The following is a 23757-nucleotide window of genomic DNA, read 5'->3' as shown; positions in this document are numbered from 1 at the left end:
TTTGGCACGCTGTTGAGTTCTCAAGGAACGGACGCTTCCTTTGTACTCACCCTCTCGGGCTTTCCTCCGGGCTTTCGTTCTGTTCTTGCGTTTCCAACTCTACCAGATCATTTCCGCGCCGTTTCCGGAACTTGGATTTGAATTCGGTGACCGTTGGGGGTCTTTGCCTTTCGGCGCTCCACCACATTAGCGCTTATCTCTTGCGGCTCATAATCGAGCCGCCGGCCGGGAATTCGGGCATGCCGAATAGAACCCCGCCAGGGGTAAGTCGTAGTGAGTTGGGTTGGCCGCTCCGGGGGCTGCTGATAGCAGTGCCCCGTTCAAGCGGCTCGGGCTACGTTAGGCGTCCGGCAGGGCCGAGTCAAGTTGAGCGGCGGCGTGGCGCGTGGGCGCGGTACGGGCTCACCGTCGGGTCGTGGGTGATCCAGAAGCGGTAGGGATGAGTGGCGCCATCGCCGCCCACTCCCGTGCGCGGGCCGCTGCTGACCTGGTCGGGCGACGTGGGGGTGCCCTTGAGGAGGGAGAGCGGGGAGTCGGGGCCCCCGCAGAGGTCGGCGCCGTCGAGGGAGCGGTCCACATCCAGGGCGGTGGCCAGGCGGGCCGGTCCCTTGGCCAGTTCTCTCGGGTATCTGGCGGAAAGTCGGCGTTTCGCGGCCAGGTCGGCGCCCACCGTGATCTCGCCCGCGCGCACCAGGACCCCGCTGGCGTGGCCCGGCGGGCCGCACACCAGGTTGAGGCTGAACCACATGCCGTAGATGAAGTAGACGTACGCGTGTCCGGGCGGACCGAACATCGACGCGTTGCGTGCCGTGCGGCCGCGGTAGGCGTGGGAGCCCGGGTCGGACTCCCCTTCGTACGCCTCCACCTCAGTGATGCGCAGTTCGATGGGGCCGTCCGGGGTACGGCGGACCAGGGTGCGGCCCAGGAGGTCCGGGGCCACGGTGAGGACCGGGCGGTCGAAGAAGGTCCGGGGCAGGGGCGTACGGTCGGGGCGCGCGCTCATCCGGTCGAGCGTAGTGGAACGCGCACACCTGCAACCGGGGCCTAAGGTTCCGCGTATGTAAGGGGTAGTCGCGGCGTAGTCGCCAGATCCTTCAAGGGGAGTTTGAGCATGGGGTTCAAGAAGCTGTTCGCGAGCCTGGGTGCCGGTGGTGCTTCGGTGGACACGATCATCACCGAGCCGAACGTCGTACCGGGCGGGATCGTCCAGGGCGAGGTCCGGATCCAGGGCGGCTCCGTGGAGCAGCAGATCGAGGGGCTGTCCATCGGGCTGCAGGCGCGTGTGGAGGTGGAGGGCGGTGACCAGGAGTACAAGCAGGACGTCGTCTTCACCAAGCAGCGCCTCGGCGGTGCGTTCCAGGTGCAGGCCGGCGCGCTGCACGTGGTGCCTTTCGGGCTGGAGATCCCCTGGGAGACGCCGATCACCCACTTCGGGGGCCAGCACCTGCACGGGATGAACATCGGGGTCAGCACCGAGCTGGAGATCGCGCGCGCGGTCGACGCGGGTGACCTCGACCCGATCAACGTGCACCCGGTGCCGGCGCAGCAGGCGATCCTCGACGCGTTCCGGCAGCTGGGCTTCTCGTTCCGCAGTGCGGACATGGAGCGCGGGCACATCCGGGGGACGCGGCAGACGCTGCCCTTCTACCAGGAGATCGAGTTCCTGCCGCCGTCGCAGTACCGCGGGCTGAACCAGGTCGAGCTGACCTTCGTCTCGGACGGCCGGGAGATGGACGTCGTCCTGGAGATGGACAAGAAGCCGGGGCTGTTCAGCGAGGGCAGCGACACCTACCGCTGCTTCCAGGTGGGCCTCCAGTCGTACCAGGGCACCGACTGGGCGGCGTACCTGAACCAGTGGATCGCGTCCGTCGGTTCCCAGCGCAACTGGTTCTAGGCTCCTAGGCTCGGACCGTTGCACGTATCCGATCCGAGCAGGAGGGTCAGCAGTGACCGAGCAGAGCAGGGCTCCTCTTCCGCACGACTTCCATCCCGAGGTGCACGAGTTCACCGTGACCAGCACGGATCTCGCGCCCGGTGCCGATCTGGGCGGCGCCCAGGTCAAATCGGGCGGGAACGTCTCCCCGCAGCTGCGGTGGGAGGGGTTCCCGGAGGGGACGAAGAGCTTCGCCGTGACGTGCTTCGACCCGGACGCGCCCACGGGCAGCGGGTTCTGGCACTGGGTGCTCTTCGATCTGCCGGCCTCGGTCACCGAGCTGCCGGCCGGGGCGGGCGGCGGGAAGTTCGAGGGGCTGCCCGCCGGGGCCGTGCACGTGCGGAACGACTACGGAACCAAGGACTTCGGCGGGGCTGCTCCGCCGGCCGGGGAGCGGCACCGGTACGTCTTCACCGTGTACGCGGTGGATCAGGAGAAGCTCGGCCCCGGCGAGGACGTCTCCCCCGCCGTGGTCGGATTCAACCTGCGGTTCCACACGCTCGGGCGGGCCCAGCTCATCGGTGAGTACGAGGCCCCCGCGAGCTGAGCTTTTCTCCCGGTGTTTGCCCGGTCCTGGTCTAAAGAAGGCCAGGACCGGGCATTTTTATTGCGTTGTCCCGCGTGGCGCGCGCGGCCAGAGTGGTCGCGGGCCCTGCCGCAAGGGTGGTCGCGGGCCTGCACACGGGAGGTGGGCGAGATGCGGGACACGCTGGTGCTGAATGCGAGCTTCGAGCCGCTGTCGACGGTGACGTTGAACCGGGCGGTGGTCCTGGTGCTCCAGGACAAGGCCGTGGTCGAGCAGTCGCATCCCGAGCTGCGCGTGCGCGCGGCCACCATGGAGCTTCCGATGCCGCGGGTGATCAGGCTCTGCAGGTATGTCCGGGTGCCCTTCCGAAGACATGCTCCCTGGTCGCGGAGGGGGGTGTTGGTCCGGGACCAACACCGGTGCGCGTACTGCGGGAAGCGCGCGACGACCGTGGACCACGTGCTGCCCAGGGCCCAGGGGGGTGGGGACACCTGGCTGAACACGGTGGCCTCCTGCGCCGAGGACAACCACCGCAAGGCGGCCCGGACTCCGGAGGAGGCGGGGATGCCGCTCCTCCGGAAGCCCTTCGTACCGTCTCCGGCGGACGCCATGCTGCTCGCCCTGGGGGTGGCAGGGCGGGAGGCGCTGCCGGACTGGCTGGAGCGCTCCGCCTAGTCGTATGCCCCGGGTGCCCCCGGCTATCGCGTAGCCGGGGGCACTGGGCGGCGTAACTCCGCTACGTCGCTCAGCGGATCAGCAGCTGGACGATGGCGATGACGCCGACCGTGACGATGATCGCGCGCAGGGCGGTCGGCGGGAGGCGGCGGCCGACCTTGGCGCCGATCTGGCCGCCGATGGTGGAGCCGACGGCGATGAGGACGACGGCCGTCCAGTCGAATTCGGCGACGAAGAGGAACAGGACGGCCGCGATGCCGTTCACCAGGGCGGCGATGACGTTCTTCACGGCGTTGATCCGCTGCAGGTCCTCGCGGAGCAGCAGGCCCATCAGGCCGAGGTAGAGCACGCCCTGGGCGGCCCCGAAGTAGCCTCCGTACGCGCTGGAGAACAGCATCCCGGACAACAGCAGGGGGCCGCCGTCGGGGTGGCCGGTGTCGCCGCCCGCGGCCTCCTGGCGCCGGCGCAGGGCGGCGGCGAGGCGCGGCTGGAGGACGACGAGCACGAGGGCCAGTCCGATGAGGACGGGCACGATCGTGTCGAAGGAGTCGGACGGCAGCGTGAGGAGCAGGACGGCGCCCGCGAGTCCGCCGACGAGCGACACGGCGCCGAGCCGGATGATGCGGGCGCGCTGGCCCTGGAGCTCCTTGCGGTAGCCGATGGCTCCGCTGATGGAACCGGGCACCAGGCCGAGGGTGTTGGACACGTTGGCGGTGACCGGCGGCAGGCCGGTGGCGAGCAGCACCGGGAAGGTGATCAGGGTGCCGGAGCCGACGATGGTGTTGATGGTGCCGGCGCCGATGCCGGCGGCGAAGACCGCGAGTGATTCCCAGACGGACATCGAGAACATGGACATGGACTGGGCCATCCCCTTTGCATGAGTGAGTCGCCTCCCCGCCATGAAGGTCGAGGGGCCTCACTGATCATGCAGGAGGGGGATGGCCGGTCAGTCGATGGGGGGCTGTTCGCGGCGGTCCGCGGCGTCCTTGTCGCGGGCGGCGGGGATGCCGCCGCCGTCCTTGCCGGAGTTCTGCGGGTTGAAGCCGGAACCGCCGCCCATGGGGCCGAAGTTGCCCATGGCGCCGGAGAGGCCCTTGAGGGCGTCGCCGATCTCGCTCGGCACGATCCAGAGCTTGTTGGCATCGCCTTCGGCGATCTTCGGGAGCATCTGGAGGTACTGGTAGGCGAGGAGCTTCTGGTCGGCGTCGCCGGCGTGGATGGACTCGAACACCGTACGGATGGCCTGGGCTTCGCCCTCGGCGCGCAGGGCGGCGGCCTTGGCCTCACCTTCGGCGCGGAGGATGGAGGACTGCTTCTCGCCCTCGGCGCGCAGGATCTCGGACTGGCGGACGCCTTCGGCCTGGAGGATCGCGGCGCGCTTGTCGCGGTCGGCGCGCATCTGCTTCTCCATCGAGTCCTGGATGGAGGTCGGCGGCTCGATGGCCTTGAGCTCGACGCGGTTGACGCGGATGCCCCACTTGCCCGTGGCCTCGTCGAGGACCCCGCGCAGGGCGGCGTTGATCTCCTCGCGGGAGGTGAGGGTCCGCTCCAGGTCCATGCCGCCGATGATGTTGCGCAGCGTGGTGACGGTGAGCTGCTCGATGGCCTGGATGTAGCTGGCCACTTCGTACGTCGCGGCGCGGGCGTCGGTCACCTGGTAGTAGATGACGGTGTCGATGTTGACGACCAGGTTGTCCTGGGTGATGACCGGCTGCGGCGGGAAGGGGACGACCTGCTCGCGGAGGTCGATCCGGTTGCGGATCGAGTCGATGAACGGGACGACGATGTTGAGGCCCGCGTTGAGAGTGCGGGTGTAGCGGCCGAACCGCTCCACGATGGCGGCGCTGGCCTGAGGGATCACCTGGATCGTCTTGACCAGTGCGATGAAGACCAGAACCATCAGAATGATCAGGACGATGATGATCGGTTGCATGCGGTTCCCCGTGCCCTTCCGGCTGTCTGTGCTGCCCCGTTGAACGGAGTCTCGCAGACCCGCGGGCTGCGAGCAGGCTGCTTGTCACATGACGACGGCGGTCGCCCCGTCGATCTCCACGACGTCCACGGACTGGCCGGGTTCGAAGCTGCTGTCCGCGTCGAGGGTGCGCGCCGACCAGATCTCGCCGGCGAGCTTGATGCGGCCGCCGCTGCCGTCGACGCGTTCGAGGACGACGGCGCTCCGGCCCTTCAACGCGTCGATGCCGCTGCGGTGTTGGGGCCGCTGGTCGCGGTGCCGGTTGGCGATCGGCCGGATGACCGCGATGAGCGCGACCGACACGATCACGAAGACCAGGACCTGGGCCACCATTCCCCCGCCCACAGCCGCCGTGACGGCCGCCGCCACCGCTCCGACGGCGAACATGCCGAACTCCGGCATCGCCGTCAGGACGAGGGGGATGCCCAGTCCGACCGCTCCGACGAGCCACCACACCCATGCGTCGATGTCGTCCACATGGTCATGGTAGGTCCGGTGGGCGCGGTCGGGACAGGGTGCGGGGGGCTCGTACTAGCCGAGGGGAAGGCCCTGGGCGGTCCAGCGGTCGTTGCCGTTGCGCTCGACGACCAGCGGGAGGCCGAAGCAGAGCGACAGGTTGCGGGAGGTCAGTTCGAGGTCGATCGGGCCCGCGGTGACGACCTTGCCCTGGCGGATCATCAGGACGTGGGTGAAGCCGGGGGCGATCTCCTCGACGTGGTGCGTGACCATGGCCATGGAGGGCGCGAGCGGGTCGCGGGCGAGGCGGCCGAGGCGGCGTACGAGGTCCTCGCGGCCGCCGAGGTCCAGGCCGGCGGCCGGCTCGTCGAGGAGCAGCAGCTCGGGGTCGGTCATCAGGGCGCGGGCGATCAGCGTGCGCTTGCGCTCGCCCTCGGAGAGGGTGCCGAACTTCCGGTCGAGGTAGTCCGTCATGCCGAGGCGGTCGAGGAAGGCGCGGGCGCGCTGCTCGTCGACGTCCTCGTACTCCTCCTGCCAGGTCGCCGTCATGCCGTAGGCGGCGGTGAGGACGGTCTGCAGGACGGTCTGCCGCTTGGGCAGCTTGTCGGCCATCGCGATACCGGCGATGCCGATGCGGGGGCGCAGCTCGAAGACGTCCACCTTGCCGAGGGTGCTGCCGAGGATGGTGGCGGCGCCCTTGGTCGGGAAGAGGTAGCTGGAGGCGAGGTTCAGCAGCGTGGTCTTGCCGGCACCGTTGGGGCCGAGGATCACCCAGCGCTCCCCCTCCTTCACCGACCAGGAGACCTGGTCCACCAGAGCCCGGCCCTCGCGGACCACGGATACGTCCACCAGCTCCAGAACATCGCTCATGAGCGTGTTGTCACCCCTTGCAGTCACGGTTCTCTGTGCGCCGGCAGGCGCAGCCCCAGGGGAAAACCTACGCCACTCGCGGAGGGGTCCGGGGCCGGGGCCGGGCCACGGGGCGGGTCCGTAGAGTTGGGGGATGCTTTTCGAACCACGTTCAGGGCGGCTGGCCGCCTGGGGGAACGCACTGCTGGCCGGTCTGGTCTCGCCCGACGAGGCCGTGTTGTCGATCGTGGGCGAGGACGCCGTGCACCGGGTGGCGGGGCTGCCCGGGGAATCGGGTCCGGTGGGTCTCACGCTGGCGCTGGGGCGGATGCGGGCGCTGGGGGTGACCGGGCTGCGGGTGGCGCTGCCGGCGCCGGGGCACCCGCTGGGGCTGAGCGGGCCGCCGGAGTTCAACGCGAGGGCGCTGGACGCGGAGGAGGCGGTCGTCGCGGTGGGTGCGGCGCTGGGGCTGGTGCCGGAGGTGTCCGAGGCCGGGCCGGCCGGGGACGTGCACGTGTCGGTGACCTGGCACTGCCTGCCGGTACGGGAGGCTCCGCCGGCGGACGTGCCGTCGCTGGGCGAGGCGGAGCGGGAGCTGGCGGAGGCGCTGCGCGAGGCGACCGTGGTGCTGACGCGGCTGGACGTGGCGGGGTCGGGGCCGGTGGCGGGGGCGGCGCTGTCGGCGTACCGGGCGCGGGCGGAGGCGGGACGGGACGTCCTGGCTCCGGGGTATCCGCCACGGGCCGTACGGGTGCTGGCGCTGGCGCAGCGGGTGGACCTGATGGTGTCGCTTGCGTACGAGAACGGGCACGGGGGTGCGGTGGCCGCCTCGGAGATGGCGGCGCGGGCCGAGGCTCTGCGGCCGGTGGAGCGGGTGGCTCGGCGGGCCCTTGTCGCGGCGTACAACTCTGCCGTCGAGGAGCGCGAGCGGGGGCGCTAGCCGGGGCCGGCCGCGCCGGGGCTCCTGGGGCTCCTGGGGCTCCGCCCCAGACCCCGCGCCTCAATCGCCTGCGGGGCTGAATTTGCCCGGGCGGCGCCGGAAGGCCGGGCAGCGGCTGCGCCGGGGCAGCTGGGGGCTCCGCCCCCGGACCCCCGCGCCTCAAACGCCGGCGGGGCTCAACATGTACCCGGCGGCGCCGGAAGGCCGGGGCGGCGGATTGTCCGGCGCAGGAACGGCGGCGGCCCCGCTTCCCGGGGAGAGGGGGGAAGCGGGGCCGCGGGGGTCGGGCGCGGGGGTCAGGCGTTCACGCCGGTGTTGCCGAAGGCCGGGTTGAGCAGGCCGATCACGGTGACCGAGTTGCCGACCACGTTCACGGGGACGTGGACCGGGACCTGGAGCAGGTTCCCGGAGGCCACGCCGGGCGAGTTCAGGGCCTCGCCCTCCGCCGACGCACCGCCGTGCGCCGAGGAGACACCGGCGCCGGCGGCCAGGAGGCCGCCCGCGATCATGGTGACGGCTGCGGCCTTCTTGAAGTTCTTCACGTTCTCGTCCTCCAGTACGTCTGCCGCGACCAGCCGTCGCGGCACGCCATGGAGAACGGTCACCCGGCGATCGGGATACGCCATGTGGGCTACATACACCCGACCGTATGAATCTCAGTCCGGAACGAGACGGTCCGAATCATGCCGTCACTCGGCGATTCCGTGCCGGACCGCCCACAACGCGGCCTGCGTCCGGTCGGACAGGTCCAGCTTCATCAGGATGTTCGAGACGTGGGTCTTGACCGTCTTCTCGGAGAGGACCAGCGCGCGGGCGATCTCCCGGTTCGAGCGGCCGTCCGCGATGAGGCCCAGTACCTCGCGCTCGCGGTCGGTCAGTGAGCCGGGCCGGCCGGCGGAGGGGCTCTGGTCCTCCTGGGAGAGCAGGGTCACCGCCACCTCCGGCTGGAGGAGGACGTGACCGGCGTGGACGGAGCGGATGGCTCCGGCGAGGGCGTCGGGGTCGATGTCCTTGTAGACGTATCCCGCCGCGCCGGCCCGCAGGGCGGGGATCACGGTCCGCTGCTCCGTGAAGCTGGTGACGATCAGCACCCGCGCCGGGTTCGCGAGCTCGCGCAGCCTGCGCAGCGCCTCGATGCCGTCGGTGCCCGGCATCTTGATGTCCATGAGGATCACGTCGGGGCGCAGCTCCTCGGCGCGGGCGATGCCCTCCTCGCCGTCGGAGGCCTCTCCGACCACCTCGATGTCGTCCTGGACCTCCAGGAAGGTGCGCAGGCCCCGGCGGACCACCTGGTGGTCGTCGACCAGCAGCACGCGGATCCGGCTGGGGGTGTCAGCCACCGGGGACCTCCATCTCGATCGTGGTGCCCTTGCCGGGCTCCGAGTGCACGGTGAGCCGGCCCCCGACGCCGTCGGCGCGGTCCCGCATGGAGACCAGGCCCAGGTGGCGGCCGGCGCTGCGGACGGCCTGGGGGTCGAAGCCCTTGCCGGAGTCGACGACCTTGAGGACCGCTCCCCCGGCCGGGCTCTTGGCCAGGGTGACCTCGACCCGGTCCGCCCCCGAGTGGCGCAGGGCGTTGTGGAGGGCCTCCTGGGCCACGCGCAGGAGGGCTTCCTCCTGGGTCGAGGGGAGGGCCCGTACGCCGTCACAGGTGAAGGTGACGTGCGCGGTGTGCGCACGGTCCAGTACGTGGACGTGGGTCCTGAGGGTGGCGACCAGGCCGTCCTCGTCCAGCGCGGCCGGGCGGAGCTCGGTCACGGCGGCGCGCAGTTCGTCGGCGGCCTCGGCGGCCAGGGCGGCCACCTGCTGGAGCTCGTCCTTGGCGCGGGCCGGGTCGCGGTCCACGAGGGCGGCGGCGGCCTGGGCGGTGAGGCGCAGCGAGAAGAGCTTCTGGCTGACGGCGTCGTGCAGCTCGTGGGCGAGGCGGGAGCGTTCCTCGGCGATGGTGAGCTCGCGGCTGCGCTCGTAGAGCCGGGCGTTGGTGAGGGCTATCGCGGCGTGCTGGGCGAGGAGGGAGAGGAGTTCCTCGTCCTCGTCGGTGAAGCCACGCAGGCCCTTCTTGTTGGCGAGGAAGAGGGCGCCGAGGATCTCCTCGCCGTCCCGGACGGGCAGGCCGAGGAAGTCGGACATCTCGGGGTGGGCGGCGGGCCAGCCCTCGAAGCGCGGGTCCTGGCGTACGTCGGCCAGCCGCTCGGGGCCGTCCTGGTGGAGCATCGCGGCGAGGATGCCGTGCTGGCGGGGCAGCGGGCCGATGCGGCGCCACTGCTCGGCGCTGATGCCGTCCACGACGAACTGGGCGAAGCCGCCGTGGTCGTCCGGGACGCCCAGGGCCGCGTACTCGGCGTCCAGGAGCTCGCGGGCCGACACGACGATCGTGCGCAGGACGTCGCGGACCTCCAGGCGGCGGCTCATGGCGAGCAGCGCGGTGCTCACGGCGGCCAGGCCGCTGCGGGGTCCGCCGTACATGGGACTACCGGTCATGGCCTCACCGTACCGGCGGCCGTGACCTGCGGGATCGGGCGGTGGACGGAACCGTGGACGTAGGTCCAACGGACCGGTACGGGTGGTCCGCGCGACCGACGCGGCGGCGGGTGCGGGCTTCCTAGGTTGGGGGCATCTGCTGATCGGTACGGAAGGCGAGGGGTGCGGTCATGTCGGTGGCGGTGGTGACGGGGGCGTCGAGGGGGCTGGGCCGGGCACTGGCCGGGGAGCTGGCGGCGCGCGGCTGGGACCTGGTGCTGAGTGCGCGGGGCGCGGCGGCGCTGAAGGAGGCCGCGGCCGGGCTGGAGCGGGCTGCGGGGGTGAGGGTCGTGGCGGTGGCGGGGGACGTCTCCTCGGGTGAGCACCGGGCGGCGCTGCTGGCGGCGGCGCGGGAGCTGGGCGGGCTGGACCTGCTGGTGAACAACGCGGGGGTGCTGGGGGCGGAGCCGCTGGTGCCGCTGGCGCTCCATCCGCTGGACGGGCTGCGCGAGGCCTTCGAGGTCAATGTGGTCGGGCCGCTGGGGCTGGTCCAGGAGGGGCTGCCGCTGCTGCGGGCCTCGGCGGCCGGGGCGGTGCTGAACATCAGCTCGGACGCCGCGGTGGTTCCGTACGCCACGTGGGGTGCGTACGGGGCCACCAAGGCGGCCGGGGATCTGCTGTCGGCCGTACTGGCGGTGGAGGAGCCGGGGCTGCGGGTGTGGTGGGCGGACCCGGGTTCGATGCGGACGCGGATGATGGCGGCGGCCGAGCCCGGGGAGGACCTGGCGGGGCTGCCGACGCCGGAGGAGGTGGCTCCGGTGCTGCTGCGGCTGGTGGCGGACGGGCTGCCGAGCGGGCGGTACACGGCGGAGGGGCTGGCGGCGGGCGCGGGAGCAGGGGCGGGGCGGTGAGCGGGGCGGTGAGCGGAGCCGTGGGCGGGGCGGTGAGCGGGGCGGTGAGCGGAGCCGTGGGCGGGGCGGTGAGCGGGGCGGTGAGCGGAGCCGTGGGCGGGCGTCCGGCACTCCGGCAGAAGGGTCTGTATATAAGGGACATTCCGCCGGACCTGCTGGCCCGGGTTCCGGCCGAGCAGCGCGGGCCGGGGCTGGGCCGGGACGCGGTGCGGCTGCTGGTCTCGCGGGGCAGTACGGAGGTGTCGCTGCACGCCTTCCGGGAGCTGCCGGAGCTGCTGCGGGCCGGGGACGTGCTGGTGGTCAACACCTCGGCCACACTGGCGGCCGCCGTGGACGCCCGGCTGGGCGGCGAGGGCGGCGAAGCGCTGGTGGTGCACTTCTCCACCCGGGGCGACGGGGGACGGTGGTCGGTGGAGCTGCGGACCCCGGCCGGCCGGGGCACGACGGGGCCGCGCGCCGGGGGGCCGGCCGGGGCGGTGGTGGAGCTGCCGGGCGGGCATCACCTCGTACTGGAGGAGCCCCTCGTGGCGGGCTCGGACCGGCTGTGGTGGGCGCGGCCCTCGACGGAGGAGGGGCGGCGCGTAGCGCCTCCACCATGGGTGGCGGCCGGGCAACGGGTGGACGTGCCCGGCCTGCTGCGGGCGTACGGGCGGCCGATCCGGTACGCGTACACCGAGCGGGACCAGCCGCTGTCGGCGTACCAGACGGTGTTCGCGGTGCCGAGGGCCGACGGGGCGGGGTCGGCGGAGATGCCGAGCGCCGGGCGGCCCTTCACCGCCGAGCTGGTGGCGCGGCTGGTGAGCCGGGGGGTGCAGTTCGCCCCGCTGACCCTGCACACGGGCGTGGCCTCGCAGGAGGCGCACGAGCCGCCGTACCCGGAGCGGTACGAGGTACCAGCGACCACGGCGTGGCTGGTGAACGCCGCGAGGGCGACGGGCGGGCGGGTGATCGCGGTGGGGACCACGGCGGTACGGGCCCTGGAGTCGGCCGCGGACGCGCGGGGGGGTGGTGCGCAGGGCGGCCGGCTGGACGGACCTGGTGGTGACGCCGGAGCGCGGGGTGCGGGTGGTGGACGGGCTGCTGACCGGGCTGCACGAGCCGGAGGCGTCCCATCTGCTGATGCTGGAGGCGGTCGCGGGGCGCGCGGCCGTACAGCTCGGGTATGCGGAGGCGGTGGCCCGTCTCTGCCTCTGGCACGAGTTCGGGGACGTCCATCTGCTACTCAAGGATGAGGCCGGTCACTGAGTGCGTTGCTCAAGCAACGCATGGTGAGACCGTTACGTGCCCGATGTGAGCCCGCACATAGGACCCACATCACTTACGAAGCTCCCTAGTGGACGGGTAAAGGTCCTGTCAGCACGGGCGCGCGTAGCGCCGAGGCCTGAAATCGGGCCTCGGCGCCCGCCCGTGATCCACTAAGCGGGATCGTACGTCACACCTTTGCCACAGGTTTTTGCCGCCGCTAAGAATTGCTCTCGCCGCACAGCGCCGCGGATCCCCGGATCCTCGCGGCGCTTTCCTGCGGCTCCCGCGATTCGAAGAGGTTGCCCCGCCATGTCTGCTTCCAGCACTCCCGGTCACAGTCGTCTGACGAAGGCACACAAGCTGTCCATTGCCGGTGTCGCCACGTTCAGTGCCGCCGCGCTCGCCTTCTCCCTCGTCCCGGCCGACGCCGCCCAGGCCGAGACGGTCTCCGCCGCCCCCGTCGCCTGGACCCAGGTCGTCGACGGCGCGCAGACGAAGGCCGTACAGCAGCACCTCTCCGTGCAGCAGGTCGTCGCCGACAAGGCGGCGCAGGACGCCAAGGCCAAGGCTGACGCCGCCGCCAAGGCCAAGGCCGAGGCCGCCGCGAAGAAGGACCGCGAGCAGAAGGCCGCCGCGAGCCGCTCCGCCGCCCGCACCCCCGTCTTCGCGAACAACCTGGACGGCTGGATCAAGGAAGCCCTCTTCATCATGAAGAAGGAGGGCATTCCGGGCACCTACGCCGGTATCCACAAGAACATCATGCGTGAGTCCAGCGGCAACCCGATGGCGATCAACAACTGGGACATCAACGCCCAGAACGGCATCCCCAGCAAGGGTCTGCTCCAGGTCATCTACCCGACCTTCAAGGCGTACCACGTCAAGGGCACCAAGTTCGACCAGTACGACCCGGTCGCCAACATCGTCGCCGCCTGCAACTACGCGGCCGACCGCTACGGCTCGATGGACAACGTCAACAGCGCCTACTAGGACGCCGACGGCATCCAAGACCCCCCATGCGCCTCAGGGCGGCCCCCGGAGTACCGGGTGCCGCCCTGAGGCGTTCGTGCGTACGGGCAGCCCTGCGGCCGGACTACTTGCCGGCCCGCATGACCTCGGGCTCGTGGCGGCGCAGCAGGCGCTGCACCAGGAAGCCGCAGGCGATGCCGATGAGCAGCAGGATGGTGATGTTCAGGCTCCACTGGCCGACCGTGGCGTCCCAGAGCGGGTCGGTGTTGGTCGGGTTGTCGGCGTCCCACGGCGGCATGAGCTTGCCGAGGTTCAGGGTGGTGCCGGCGGCGGCGATGGCCCAGCGGGACGGCATCAGCCAGGCGAACTGCTCCAGGCCCGGGGAGTCGTACACCTGGAAGAGGATGCCGGTGAAGACGACCTGGACGATCGCGAACATCACGAGCAGCGGCATGGTCTTCTCGGCGGTCTTCACCAGCGAGGAGATCACCAGGCCGAACATCATCGAGGTGAAGCCGAGCGCGATGACCGACAGGCAGATCTCGACGGCCGGCGGCATGAGCAGGCCCTCGGTGGGCAGGTCGCGCGGGGTGAAGCCGATGGCACAGATGATCACGCCCTGGACGGCCGTGATGATGCCGAGGACGATCACCTTCGACATGAGGTACGCCGACCGGGACAGGCCGGTCGCGCGCTCCCGCTCGTAGATGACCCGTTCCTTGATCAGCTCGCGGACCGAGTTGGCGGCGCCGGAGAAGCACATGCCGACCGCGAGGATCAGCATGATCGTGCCGGCGTCGCCGTTGAAGCGGGACGGCGCCACGGGCGGCGCCAGGCCGAACTTCGCGGGGATGACCGTCGAGACCACGCCCAGGACCGCCGGCAGGATCAGCATCAGGCCGATGAAGCCCTTGTCGGAGCCGATGACCGAGAGGTAGCGGCGGATCAGCGTCCACAGCTGCGAGCCCCAGCCCTGCGGCTTGGGGGGCATCATCTGCTGCGCGGACGGCATCGCGACGGACTGCGGGGCGACCGCGTCGAGGTCGGCGGCGTACAGCTGGTAGTGCTGCGAGCCCTTCCAGCGGCCGGCCCAGTCGTAGTCGCGGTAGTTCTCGAACGCCGAGAAGACGTCGGCCCACGTGGTGTAGCCGAAGAAGTTCAGCGCCTCGTCCGGCGGACCGAAGTAGGCGACCGAACCGCCCGGGGCCATGACCAGCAGCTTGTCGCAGATGGCCAGCTCGGCGACCGAGTGGGTGACCACCAGGACCGTGCGGCCGTCGTCGGCGAGGCCGCGCAGCAGCTGCATGACGTCGCGGTCCATGCCCGGGTCGAGGCCGGAGGTCGGCTCGTCCAGGAAGATCAGCGACGGCTTGGTGAGCAGCTCCAGGGCCACGGACACGCGCTTGCGCTGACCACCCGAGAGCGAGGTGATCTTCTTGTCCTTGTGGATGTCGAGCTTGAGCTCGCGCAGCACCTCGTTGATCCGGGCGTCGCGCTCGGACTCGGCGGTGTCGCCCGGGAAGCGGAGCTTGGCCGCGTACTTCAGGGCGGTGCTGACCTTGAGTTCCTTGTGCAGGATGTCGTCCTGCGGGACCAGGCCGATGCGCTGGCGGAGCTCCGCGAACTGCTTGTACAGGTTGCGGTTGTCGTAGAGGACGTCACCCTGGTCGGCGGGCCGGTAGCCGGTCAGCGCCTTGAGGAGCGTCGACTTTCCGGAGCCGGACGGGCCGATGACGCCGATCAGCGACTTCTCCGGGACGCCGAAGGTGACGTCCTTGAGGATCTGCTTGCCGCCGTCGACCGTGACCGTGAGGTGGCGGGCCGAGAAGGAGACCTCGCCGGTGTCGACGAACTCCTCGAGGCGGTCGCCGACGATCCGGAACGTCGAGTGGCCGACGCCGACGATGTCGTTCGGGCCGAGCAGCGCGGTGCCGGACTTGGGCAGCGGCTGACCGTTGACGTAGGTGCCGTTGTGGCTGCCGAGGTCGTGGATCTCGAACCGGCCGCCGGGCATCGAGCGGAACTCGGCGTGGTGGCGCGAGACCTGGAGGTCGGAGACCACCAGCTCGTTCTCCAGCGCACGGCCGATCCGCATGACGTGACCCAGCGACAGCTGGTGGAACGTCGTCGGGCTGCGGTCGCCCCCGTGGTGCGGGGCGGCACCCTGCGCCGGGCGGGCCGCGGCGGGGCCGCCGCCCTGCTGGTGCGGGACGTGCGGCTGCTGCTGCGGCTGCGCGTGCTGCGGCTGCTGTTGCTGCTGTGCCCAGGCCTGCTGCTGGGGCTGCTGTTGCTGCTGCGGGGCCTGGTACGCGGGCGCCTGCGGCTGGGCGTACGCCTGAGCCGGGGCCTGCTGGGCCTGCTGGGCCACGGCCGGCTGGGGCGCGGCGGCACCGACGGGATTCAGCCGCGGGCCGTCGGTGGCGTTGCCCAGGTGGACCGGCGTCCCGGGCACGAGTTCGGCCTGCTGCACCCGAGCCCCGTGTACGTAGGTCCCGTTGGTGCTGCCGTGGTCCTCGATGCCCCAACCACGGCCGTTCCAGCTGATGGTGGCGTGCCGCCAGGACACCCGGGCGTCATCGATCACCACATCTCCCTGGGGATCACGCCCCAGGGAGTACGACCTGGACGGATCGAGCGTCCAGGTCCTTCCATTCAATTCCAGTACGAGTTCCGGCACTCCAGCCCCACTTAAGTCCCCCGAGAATCCCCCATGACGTCAGGGAGTCTAGGGATGGCGAACATCCGGGGGAACTATTTCAGGCCCACGGCCACATGTGGAATCCGGGCCTTGCCAGGGCGTCTGCGCCTGCCCGTTGACGGGGGCGAAAGTCACCCGGAGAGTGAGATACGGGACTTCTCGCCCGGCCGTCCCGCTCGGACCGCTCCGCTCGGCTCGCATCGGGGGACCGCTCATGCGCCGCATCCGTTGGGGAGACGTCCTGCTGTGCGGGATCGCCACCGTGGGCTGGTCCCTGGTGGTGATGGCGGGGGTCGCGGCGCTCGGGCTCCGCCTGTTGGGCGCCGACGGGACGGGAGGCTCGCTCGGGGCGATGACCGCGGCCGTGGTCGTGCTGGCCGTGGGCGGCACCGTGACCCCTTCGGGCGACCTGTCGGTCTTCGGGGTGGCCGGGGCGGGCGCCGGGGCTTCGCTGGACGTCGTACCCCTGGGTGTGGGGCTGGCCGGGGCCCTGGTCCTGGCCGGGCTGTTCCTGCGTTCGGTACGGGCCGGGGCGGCCCCCGGTGAGACGGCCGCGCGGGTGGTGGTGGTCGCGGCGCTGCTCGTCGGCGCGGCGGGCGCGCTGGCGTGGGTCGGGCACGACGTGGTCACCCTCGACGGGGCCGTGCTGCCGAAGACCCCGGCGAAGGTCGAGATCCCCGGTATCGGGGACATCGGCGGGCTGCTCCCCGACCGCGTCGGGGACCTGGTCGAGGCACGGGCCCGGGTGGGGTTCTCGGTGGAGCCGGGGCCGACGCTGCTGGGGGCGGGGGTGTGGGCGGCGGTGGTACTGGCGCTGGCGCTGCTGGTCTCGCGGCGCGGGCCCGCGTCGCCGGCGCGGCTGCGGCCGGCCGTCTCGGCGGTGGTGGCGATGCTGCTGGTGGCGGTGGCGGCCGGGCTGGCCGCGGCGGTGTGGGCGGCGCTGGGCGACGAGCACCCCGGGCGGGTGCTGGGCGCGGCGCTGCTGGGCGCGCCGAACGGGACCTGGGCGGGCGTGCTCCTGGGGCTCTTCGTCCCGCTGAGCGGCCGGGCCTCGGGTGCGCCGGCCCGGCTGCTGCCGGATCCGCTGGACGAGCTGCTGACGGGCCCGGCGCGGGAGCCGGTGACGGTGGCCCGGCTGGCGGAGTACGACGGGCGGGTCTGGCTGCTGGTCGCGGGGGCGGCGCTGCTGGTGCTCTACGCGGGGGTGCTGGCCGCCGTACGGACTCCGGGGCGCGGGATCGCGGGGTGCGCGGCGCGGTTGTCGGCCGTGACCGGGGTGGCCCTGGCGGGGCTGGTGTGGCTGACGGGGTTCTCGGCGGACGCGTCGCCGGCGGTGCTGGGCGTGGACGCGGTGGATGCCGGGGTGTCGCTGCGGGGGTCCGTCCCGCTCGCCCTGGCGCTGGGCGCGGCGTGGGGAGCGGCGGCGGGCGCGGCGGGCGCCCTCCTGACCCGGCGCCGCCGGGTCCGCCTGCCGTCCGCCGGCCCGGGGTGGCCCGGCCCCGGGCCGGGCGGGCGGCTCGGCCCCGGCGGATCAGCCGGACCCGACGCCACTCCGGCGTGGCCCGGCCCCGCGGCCACCGCCCCGACGGGGCCCGGCCCCGGTGCGCCGACCGCCTCGCCGTCGGGGCGGGCCTCCCCGTACCTGGACCCGGACGCCTCCTGGGACGTGACGGTCACCGGCATCCCGCCGAGGCCGCCCAGGGCGCCGAAGCCGGCCCGGCGACCGCCCTTCACCCCGCCGCCCCCGCCAGAGGATCCGCCACCGCCGAAGCCGCGGTGACCGTCGGCACGGGGCCGCTGCGCGGAGCCGCTCCCCGCCCCGCCCTTCCACCGTTCCCTGGGGCTCCGCCCCAGACCCCCGCGCCTCAATCGCCGGCGGGGCTGATCTTCAGCCCGTCCGGCGTTTGAGGCCCGGGTCCGGGCAGAGCCCGGTTTCTGGGGGCCCCTCCCAGCGGTAGCTGGGGGAGAAGGGGCGGGGTGGGGGAAGCCCCGCAGGGCCCCGGCCCCGGCCCCGGCTCCGCCCCGGATCGGCGGACGGAGTCCGGCGCAGCGTCGCGAAGCCGGAGAGGCGCCCCGGCGCCGAGCCGCGCGAGCGGCGCGTTCAGGGAATGGGACGGGGGTCCTGTCCTGGAGGGCGGGAAGATACGGTGAGGGGACCATGAGCGCATCGCAGACCTCCGACGTCCCCACCCTCCTCGTCAAGATCTTCGGCAAGGACCGTCCCGGGATCACCGCCGGGCTGTTCGACACCCTCGCCGCCTACTCCGTCGACGTCGTCGACATCGAGCAGGTCGTCACCCGTGGCCGCATCGTCCTGTGCGCCCTCGTCACCAAGCCCGCCGACGGAGCCGAAGGCGAGCTGCGGGCCACCGTCCACAGCTGGGCCGAGTCGCTCAAGCTGCAGGCCGAGATCCTGTCCGGTACCGGTGACAACCGGCCGCGCGGCAGTGGCCGGTCCCACGTCACCGTGCTCGGGCACCCGCTCACCGCCGAGTCCACGGCGGCCATAGCGGCCAGGATCACCGCGACCGGCGGCAACATCGACCGTATCTTCCGGCTCGCCAAGTACCCGGTGACCGCCGTGGAGTTCGCCGTCTCCGGCACCGAGACCGAGCCCCTGCGCACCGCGCTGGCCACCGCCTCCGCGCAGATCGGCGTGGACGTGGCCGTGGTCTCGGCCGGGCTGCACCGCCGGGCCCAGCGCCTGGTCGTCATGGACGTGGACTCGACCCTGATCCAGGACGAGGTCATCGAGCTCTTCGCCGCGCACGCCGGGTGCGAGGCCGAGGTCGCCGAGGTCACCGAGCGCGCGATGCGCGGCGAGCTGGACTTCGAGCAGTCGTTGCACGCCCGCGTGGCTCTGCTGGCGGGGCTGGACGCCTCCGTCGTCGACAAGGTCCGCGCCGAGGTGCAGCTGACCCCGGGCGCCCGGACCCTGATCCGTACGCTCAAGCGGCTCGGCTACCAGGTGGGCGTGGTCTCCGGCGGTTTCACCCAGGTGACGGACGATCTGCGGGAACGGCTGGGGCTGGACTTCGCCTCCGCCAACACGCTGGAGATCGTCGACGGGAAGCTGACCGGCCGGGTGACCGGCGAGATCGTGGACCGGGCGGGCAAGGCCCGGCTGCTGCGCCGCTTCGCCGCGGAGGCCGACGTACCGCTGTCCCAGACGGTGGCCATCGGCGACGGCGCCAACGACCTGGACATGCTGAACGCGGCCGGGCTGGGCGTGGCCTTCAACGCCAAGCCGGTGGTCCGCGAGGCCGCGCACACCGCGGTGAACGTGCCCTTCATCGACGCGGTGCTGTACCTGCTCGGGATCACCCGCGAGGAAATCGAAGCCGCCGACCTGGCCTGATCCGTACCTACGACGCGGGAGGGCCCCGGCAGCCGCGACGGCCGCCGGGGCCCTCCTCCGGTCCGTGCTCCCCGGTCAGTGCCCCTTGGGGGTCCAGAAGTCGACCAGCGTGCCCACGCCGTGCTCCAGGGACTTCCACGAGCCGGTGAAGGAGACGATGGCGAGGGCCGCGGTCGGGAATCCGGTACGGGTCAGGCGTGCCAGTGTGTCGCCCTGCGCGCGCCCGGAGAGGGCGTCGGCGAGGGCGTGCATGCCGGGGTTGTGGCCGATGACGATGAGGTCGTTGACCTCGTCGGAGGTCTCGTTCAGCAGGGCGATGAGCTCGCCCAGCGAGGCGTCGTAGAGCCTCTCCTCGTACGTGGTCTTCGGCCGGTGCGGCATCTCCTGGACGGCGAGCTTCCAGGTCTCGCGGGTGCGGGCGGCGGCGGAGCAGAGGGCCAGGTCGAAGGCGATGCCGGTGTCGGCGAGCTTCAGACCGACGGCCGGTGCGTCCTTGCGGCCTCGTTCCGCCAGCGGACGGTCGTGGTCGGACACCTCGGGCCAGTCGGCCTTGGCGTGCCGGAGGAGGGCGATCCTGCGGGTTGTGTCGGCGCTCATGGCTCCCAGCTTCGCATGAAACGGGCCACGGGGCGCAGGGTGTTGAACGCCCTCACACGGTGGTGGGGCGGCCCGGCGCAGCCCGGCGTACCCCGACGTACGCGGTTCAGCCGACGGCGCGCAGGAGCTGCTGGGTGACGTGGATCAGCCCGGTGGCCTCGCCGCTCGCGGCGTGGGCCTCGCCGGACCCCGCGAGCAGGAGCAGCAAGAGGCCGAAGGCGAGCGCGGGCAGGGCCAGCGCCCACCAGTGCAGGCGGGCGTCGGCGCCGTGCCGGGCGCCGGCGGCGGCCCGGGCGGCGGCTCGGGGGCCGGACGGGAGGGAGCGGGTGTGCGTGGGGGCCGACATGGCCGCCTCCGGGGTGCTGACGGGACTGGCTCGCTCCTTCGAATCTATGGATTCGAGGCGGCGGTTCCCATCCGGGGCGCACCCCAGTTCACCCTGACCCTGGCCCCCTAGGGGTTGGTGGGGATAACCCCACCAACCCTCCCCGTCACGGAGAGGCGATCGCCGCGATGACGGAGATGATCACGGACACGACGAGCATCGCGCCGAGCACGAGGCCGAGCTTCCTGTGGCCGTTCTGCGGGTTGGGTTCAAGTACGGGCGACATGCCGCTCAGTCTCGCATGCCGCATTCGTCCTCGATGGTGCGGTCCCGTCCGGCCAGGACGCCGAGCGCGATCTGCGGGACGAGGAGTCCGGCCATCAGGGCGAGGGGCAGGTCCCAGCCGCCGCTGTGCTGGTAGAGGGTGCCGATGACCAGGGGCCCGGGGATGGAGATGAGGTAGCCGGTGCTCTGGGCGAAGGCGGAGAGCTTGACGACGCCGGCCGGGGACTTGGTGCGCAGTCCGATCATCGTGATGACGAGGGGGAAGGCGCAGTTGGAGACGCCGAGCAGGAGCGCCCAGGCCCACGCGCCGGCGGCCGGGGCGAAGTAGAGCCCGAGGTAGCCGGCGAGGCCGAAGAGGCCGAGGGTGACGGCGATGGGGCCCTGGTTCCGCATCCGGCCGGCCAGGCCGGGGATGACGAAGGCGAGCGGGACGCCCATGACCATGGTGACGGCGAGCAGCACGCCGGCGGTGGAGGCGGAGACTCCGGCGTCGCGGAAGATCTGCGGGAGCCAGCCCATGGTGATGTACGCGCCGGTGGCCTGGAGGCCGAAGTAGCAGGCCAGGGCCCAGGCGGTACGGCTGCGGACGACCCGGGGGCCGGTGTCGGCCCGTACGGCTGTCCCCTCGCCGGAGCCGGCGGCGGCGGCCGCGGCCTGTGCGGCGCGCCGGGAGGCGCGGGCGATGGGCAGCCAGGGCAGTACGGCGACCAGTGCGAGCACGGCCCAGACCAGCAGGCCGGTGCGCCAGCTGCCGCCGAGGGCGCCGGTCAGCGGGACGGTCGCGGCGGCGGCGAGCGAGGTGCCGGCGGCCAGCGCCATGGAGTACAGGCCGGTCATGGTGCCGACCCGGTCCGGGAAGTAGCGCTTGACGATCACCGGGAGCAGGACGTTGGTCAGGGCTATGCCGGCCAGGGACAGCGCGCTGGCGGCGAGGAAGGCGGCGGCGTTGCCCGCGAAGGGGCGGATCAGCAGGCCCGCGGCGACGGCGGCCATGCCGGCGCAGACGACGGCGGCCGGGCCGAAGCGGCGGGAGAGCCGGGGCGCGGTGACGCCGAAGACGGCGAAGCAGAGGGCGGGGACGGAGGTGATGAGTCCGGCGACGGTGCCGCTCATGCCGAGGCCCGTGCGGGTCTCCTCGAAGAGGGCGCCGAGGCTGGTGATGGCGGGCCGCAGGTTGAGGGCGGCCAGCACGATTCCGACGATGAGCACCGGACCGAGCCAAGCCGGCTGCGCCGGTGCGCTCGGGGCGGCGGCCGCGGCGTGGTCCGCCGCGGCCCCGGCCTCGCCGGTGACGTGCCGCGAGGGCTTGTGGCCCCCGGCGGGCCGGTCGAGCGTCTGTACGTCATCGTCAAGCATTCCCCCATCATAGAATCATGGGATGATTGATTGTCCAGTCGCCCTCAGTCTCGCCCCCGACAGGAACGAAGAGGACCCATGCCGCTGACCTCGCCACGGCGCTCCGCGCTCGTCGACCAGGTGATCACCCAGTTGCGGAACCAGATCACCTCCGGCGAGTGGCCGGTCGGCGCCCGCATCCCCACCGAGCCGGAGCTGGTGGAGCTGCTCGGCGTCGCCCGCAACACCGTGCGCGAGGCCGTGCGGGCGCTCGCGCACAACGGCCTGCTCGACATCCGGCAGGGCTCGGGTACCTACGTCATCGCCACCAGCGAGCTGGCCGGGGTGATGCACCGCCGTTTCGCCGGGGCAGAACCGCGGCACATCGCCGAGCTGCGCTCGACCCTGGAGTCCTCGGCCGCCCGGCTGGCGGCGGAGCGGCGGACCGAGCGGGACCTCGTACAGCTGGACGCGCTGCTGGCGCGGCGCGAGGAGGCGTGGGCGAGCGGGGACGCGGAGCTGTTCGTGGCGGCGGACGTGAGCCTGCACATGGCGGTGGTCACGGCCTCGCACAACGACGTGCTGGTCGAGCTGTACGCGGACCTCGGCGATCTGGTGGCGGACTGGCTGCGCGCGGACGTCGGGACCGAACTGCACCCCTCAGCCCATCTGGACCACGGGCGGCTGATCGAGGCGATTCGGCGGGGCGACGGGGACGCGGCCGCCTCGGAGGCGGCGGGCTATCCCTTCGCCTGCCTCGGAAAGGGCACCGCCTGAGGGTGGATCACGGCCGCTCGTGGCTGACCCAGGCCGAGCGGACCTCCTTCCAGCAGCGGCTGACGAGTTCGACGCGCCCGGCCGGGCCGACGGCCACGGCGGCGCCGTCGCCGTCCACGTCCCACCATCGGTCGCACTCGACGTGCAGCCGCACCAGGTCGGTCTCCGGGTAGCCGTTGTGGCAGCGCGCCGTCACCTGCGAGCCGTTGATCTCGGTGTCGCAGTCGGCGCCGAAGAGATCGCGGACGGCGGGCCGCGATGGCTGTACGGGGGGTTCGGCGGGGATGTCGGCGAGGTCCACCACGGCGGTGTCGACCACGGCGGGGTCCACCACGGCAGGGGCGACCGCTTCGGGGCCGGGCGCCGATTCCTCGCCCGCGGGCTGCGCGAGCGCGCCCGGGCCCAGGAGTCCGGTGAGGATCGCCGAGGTGAACAGCAGCGCCAGCGTCCGGCTCGTTCTCGCTCGCACTCCCGTACCTCCTCCCCGCAGGAGCCGGGAAGATCCCGACTCGGCCAGTTTGCAGGCATCTGTCCCGGTTTTCGACTCGGGAAGATCCGGCCAGACGGCGAACATTCGATCGAGTGCGCCGCCGCAGGCCGCTCCGAGGGCACGCGAACGGCGGCGGCCGCGCCTCCCGGAGGGGAAGCGCGGCCGCCGCCGTACGGAGTCAGGGGCCGTCAGGCACCCATCGCGTGCAGGCCGCCGTCCACGTGGACGATCTCGCCGGTGGTCTTCGGGAACCAGTCCGACAGCAGGGCGACGACGCCCTTGCCCGCCGGCTCCGGGTCGCTCATGTCCCACTCCAGCATGGAACGGGAGTTCCAGACGTCCGCCAGCTCCGAGAAGCCCGGGATGGACTTCGCGGCCATCGAGCCGATCGGGCCGGCCGAGACCAGGTTGCAGCGGATGTTCTCCCTGCCCAGGTCACGGGCGAGGTAGCGGCTGGTGGCCTCCAGCGCGGCCTTGGCCGGGCCCATCCAGTCGTACTGCGGCCACGCGAACTGCGCGTCGAAGGTGAGGCCGACGACGGCCGCGCCCTCGCGCGGGAACAGCGGCTTGCAGGCCATGGTCAGCGACTTCAGCGAGAACGCCGAAACGTGCATGGCGGTGGCGACCGACTCGAACGGCGTGTTCAGGAAGTTGCCGCCGAGGGCGTCCTGCGGCGCGAAGCCGATGGAGTGCACGACGCCGTCGAGGCCGCCGAGCTCGTCACGGACGAGGTCCTCCAGGCGGTCCAGGTGCTCCTGGTTGGTGACGTCGAGCTCGATCACCTTGACCGGCTTGGGCAGCTTCTTGGCGATGCGCTCGGTCAGCGTCGGGCGCGGGAACGCGGTCAGGATGACCTCGGCGCCCTGCTCCTGGGCCAGCTTGGCGGTGTGGAAAGCGATGGACGATTCCATCAGCACCCCGGTGATGAGGATGCGCTTGCCCTCGAGAATTCCGCTCAT

The 23757-nt window shown here is 72.2% G+C and carries 24 protein-coding genes and 1 pseudogene; 10 read left to right on the top strand and 15 right to left on the bottom strand.

Translation table 11 applies throughout. From position 1 onward, the window contains the following. Nucleotides 1-361: 361 nt before the first annotated feature. Nucleotides 362-1003: a DNA-3-methyladenine glycosylase gene (locus ACGFYQ_RS25615; RefSeq protein ID WP_393747627.1), complete on the bottom strand. Its 642-nt coding sequence runs from the start codon at nt 1001-1003 to the stop codon at nt 362-364. A gap of 108 nt (nt 1004-1111) precedes the next feature. Here ACGFYQ_RS25615 and ACGFYQ_RS25610 point away from each other — a divergent pair, with 108 nt between their 5' ends. From ACGFYQ_RS25610 to ACGFYQ_RS25600, 3 genes are all read left to right on the top strand, one after another. Beyond that, on the top strand, nt 1112-1894 hold the full coding sequence (locus ACGFYQ_RS25610) for a sporulation protein (RefSeq protein ID WP_362389803.1): 783 nt from the start codon (nt 1112-1114) through the stop codon (nt 1892-1894). A 52-nt stretch (nt 1895-1946) separates the two neighbouring features. Next, entirely contained in the window at nt 1947-2480 is a 534-nt protein-coding gene (locus ACGFYQ_RS25605) for a YbhB/YbcL family Raf kinase inhibitor-like protein (RefSeq protein WP_393747624.1), read from the top strand. A 150-nt stretch (nt 2481-2630) separates the two neighbouring features. Then, a complete protein-coding gene (locus ACGFYQ_RS25600; protein WP_393747622.1) occupies nt 2631-3134 on the top strand; it encodes an HNH endonuclease in 504 nt (167 codons plus the stop codon). Between the two features lie 70 nt (nt 3135-3204). Here the strand turns inward: ACGFYQ_RS25600 and ACGFYQ_RS25595 are convergent, their stop codons facing one another. The 4 genes from ACGFYQ_RS25595 to ACGFYQ_RS25580 all read right to left on the bottom strand — a co-directional run bounded on the left by ACGFYQ_RS25595 (nt 3205) and on the right by ACGFYQ_RS25580 (nt 6432). Next, entirely contained in the window at nt 3205-3975 is a 771-nt protein-coding gene (locus ACGFYQ_RS25595; RefSeq protein ID WP_393747656.1) for a sulfite exporter TauE/SafE family protein, read from the bottom strand. Nucleotides 3976-4080: 105 nt separating this feature from the next. Continuing rightward, nucleotides 4081-5067 (bottom strand): SPFH domain-containing protein, encoded by a 987-nt coding sequence (locus tag ACGFYQ_RS25590; protein WP_393747620.1) that lies wholly within the window; start codon nt 5065-5067, stop codon nt 4081-4083. Between the two features lie 84 nt (nt 5068-5151). Continuing rightward, nucleotides 5152-5583 (bottom strand): NfeD family protein, encoded by a 432-nt coding sequence (locus tag ACGFYQ_RS25585; protein ID WP_393747618.1) that lies wholly within the window; start codon nt 5581-5583, stop codon nt 5152-5154. Nucleotides 5584-5637: 54 nt separating this feature from the next. Then, the gene (locus ACGFYQ_RS25580) at nt 5638-6432 is read right to left on the bottom strand and encodes an ABC transporter ATP-binding protein (protein ID WP_393747616.1); all 795 of its coding nucleotides are present in this window, start codon (nt 6430-6432) and stop codon (nt 5638-5640) included. 133 nt (nt 6433-6565) lie between these two features. Between ACGFYQ_RS25580 and ACGFYQ_RS25575 the strand changes: the two genes are divergently transcribed. Next, on the top strand, nt 6566-7351 hold the full coding sequence (locus ACGFYQ_RS25575; RefSeq protein ID WP_393747614.1) for a hypothetical protein: 786 nt from the start codon (nt 6566-6568) through the stop codon (nt 7349-7351). Between the two features lie 296 nt (nt 7352-7647). Here ACGFYQ_RS25575 and ACGFYQ_RS25570 read toward each other — a convergent pair whose 3' ends face one another. From ACGFYQ_RS25570 to ACGFYQ_RS25560, 3 genes are all read right to left on the bottom strand, one after another. Further along, nucleotides 7648-7893 (bottom strand): chaplin, encoded by a 246-nt coding sequence (locus ACGFYQ_RS25570; RefSeq protein WP_393747654.1) that lies wholly within the window; start codon nt 7891-7893, stop codon nt 7648-7650. Nucleotides 7894-8040: 147 nt separating this feature from the next. Continuing rightward, a complete protein-coding gene (locus ACGFYQ_RS25565) occupies nt 8041-8691 on the bottom strand; it encodes a response regulator (protein WP_393747612.1) in 651 nt (216 codons plus the stop codon). Continuing rightward, on the bottom strand, nt 8684-9817 hold the full coding sequence (locus ACGFYQ_RS25560) for a GAF domain-containing sensor histidine kinase (RefSeq protein WP_393747652.1): 1134 nt from the start codon (nt 9815-9817) through the stop codon (nt 8684-8686). The genes ACGFYQ_RS25565 and ACGFYQ_RS25560 overlap by 8 nt, the downstream gene beginning before the upstream one ends. A 185-nt stretch (nt 9818-10002) precedes the next feature. Here ACGFYQ_RS25560 and ACGFYQ_RS25555 point away from each other — a divergent pair, with 185 nt between their 5' ends. The 3 genes and pseudogenes from ACGFYQ_RS25555 (at nt 10003) to ACGFYQ_RS25545 (ending at nt 12954) form a co-directional block, all read left to right on the top strand. Next, complete coding sequence (locus tag ACGFYQ_RS25555; RefSeq protein WP_393747610.1) at nt 10003-10722, top strand: SDR family NAD(P)-dependent oxidoreductase; 720 nt, start codon at nt 10003-10005, stop codon at nt 10720-10722. Between the two features lie 92 nt (nt 10723-10814). Then, nucleotides 10815-11967: pseudogene (locus ACGFYQ_RS25550) on the top strand (S-adenosylmethionine:tRNA ribosyltransferase-isomerase). Nucleotides 11968-12276: 309 nt separating this feature from the next. After that, nucleotides 12277-12954 carry a transglycosylase SLT domain-containing protein gene (locus tag ACGFYQ_RS25545; RefSeq protein WP_393747607.1) on the top strand — a complete coding sequence of 226 codons (678 nt, stop codon included), beginning with the start codon at nt 12277-12279 and terminating at the stop codon, nt 12952-12954. Between the two features lie 103 nt (nt 12955-13057). Here the strand turns inward: ACGFYQ_RS25545 and ACGFYQ_RS25540 are convergent, their stop codons facing one another. Further along, nucleotides 13058-15610: an FHA domain-containing protein gene (locus ACGFYQ_RS25540; RefSeq protein WP_393747605.1), complete on the bottom strand. Its 2553-nt coding sequence runs from the start codon at nt 15608-15610 to the stop codon at nt 13058-13060. A gap of 235 nt (nt 15611-15845) precedes the next feature. Between ACGFYQ_RS25540 and ACGFYQ_RS25535 the strand changes: the two genes are divergently transcribed. Further along, nucleotides 15846-17411, top strand: coding sequence for a streptophobe family protein (locus tag ACGFYQ_RS25535; RefSeq protein WP_393747603.1), 1566 nt, complete (start codon nt 15846-15848; stop codon nt 17409-17411). A gap of 378 nt (nt 17412-17789) precedes the next feature. Continuing rightward, a complete protein-coding gene (gene serB / locus ACGFYQ_RS25530) occupies nt 17790-18989 on the top strand; it encodes a phosphoserine phosphatase SerB (RefSeq protein WP_393747601.1) in 1200 nt (399 codons plus the stop codon). A 75-nt stretch (nt 18990-19064) separates the two neighbouring features. Here the strand turns inward: serB and ACGFYQ_RS25525 are convergent, their stop codons facing one another. From ACGFYQ_RS25525 to ACGFYQ_RS25510, 4 genes are all read right to left on the bottom strand, one after another. Then, nucleotides 19065-19586, bottom strand: a complete 522-nt coding sequence (locus ACGFYQ_RS25525) for a SixA phosphatase family protein (RefSeq protein WP_393747599.1) — start codon at nt 19584-19586, stop codon at nt 19065-19067. A 106-nt stretch (nt 19587-19692) separates the two neighbouring features. Then, complete coding sequence (locus ACGFYQ_RS25520) at nt 19693-19932, bottom strand: hypothetical protein (RefSeq protein WP_393747597.1); 240 nt, start codon at nt 19930-19932, stop codon at nt 19693-19695. A 145-nt stretch (nt 19933-20077) separates the two neighbouring features. After that, on the bottom strand, nt 20078-20197 hold the full coding sequence (locus tag ACGFYQ_RS25515) for an SGM_5486 family transporter-associated protein (RefSeq protein WP_393747595.1): 120 nt from the start codon (nt 20195-20197) through the stop codon (nt 20078-20080). A gap of 5 nt (nt 20198-20202) precedes the next feature. Beyond that, nucleotides 20203-21552 carry a CynX/NimT family MFS transporter gene (locus tag ACGFYQ_RS25510; protein ID WP_393747593.1) on the bottom strand — a complete coding sequence of 450 codons (1350 nt, stop codon included), beginning with the start codon at nt 21550-21552 and terminating at the stop codon, nt 20203-20205. Nucleotides 21553-21630: 78 nt separating this feature from the next. Here ACGFYQ_RS25510 and ACGFYQ_RS25505 point away from each other — a divergent pair, with 78 nt between their 5' ends. Beyond that, the gene (locus tag ACGFYQ_RS25505; protein ID WP_393747591.1) at nt 21631-22308 is read left to right on the top strand and encodes a FadR/GntR family transcriptional regulator; all 678 of its coding nucleotides are present in this window, start codon (nt 21631-21633) and stop codon (nt 22306-22308) included. 7 nt (nt 22309-22315) lie between these two features. On the opposite strand, the gene ACGFYQ_RS25500 is transcribed toward ACGFYQ_RS25505, so the two are convergent. Then, on the bottom strand, nt 22316-22777 hold the full coding sequence (locus ACGFYQ_RS25500) for a hypothetical protein (RefSeq protein ID WP_393747589.1): 462 nt from the start codon (nt 22775-22777) through the stop codon (nt 22316-22318). A gap of 209 nt (nt 22778-22986) precedes the next feature. Next, nucleotides 22987-23757, bottom strand: a complete 771-nt coding sequence (gene fabI, locus ACGFYQ_RS25495; protein WP_393747587.1) for an enoyl-ACP reductase FabI — start codon at nt 23755-23757, stop codon at nt 22987-22989.

Source organism: Streptomyces sp. NPDC048258 (genome assembly GCF_043201995.1).
Classification (GTDB): Bacteria; Actinomycetota; Actinomycetes; order Streptomycetales; family Streptomycetaceae; genus Streptomyces.
This window is presented reverse-complemented; position numbering and strand designations above follow the sequence as displayed.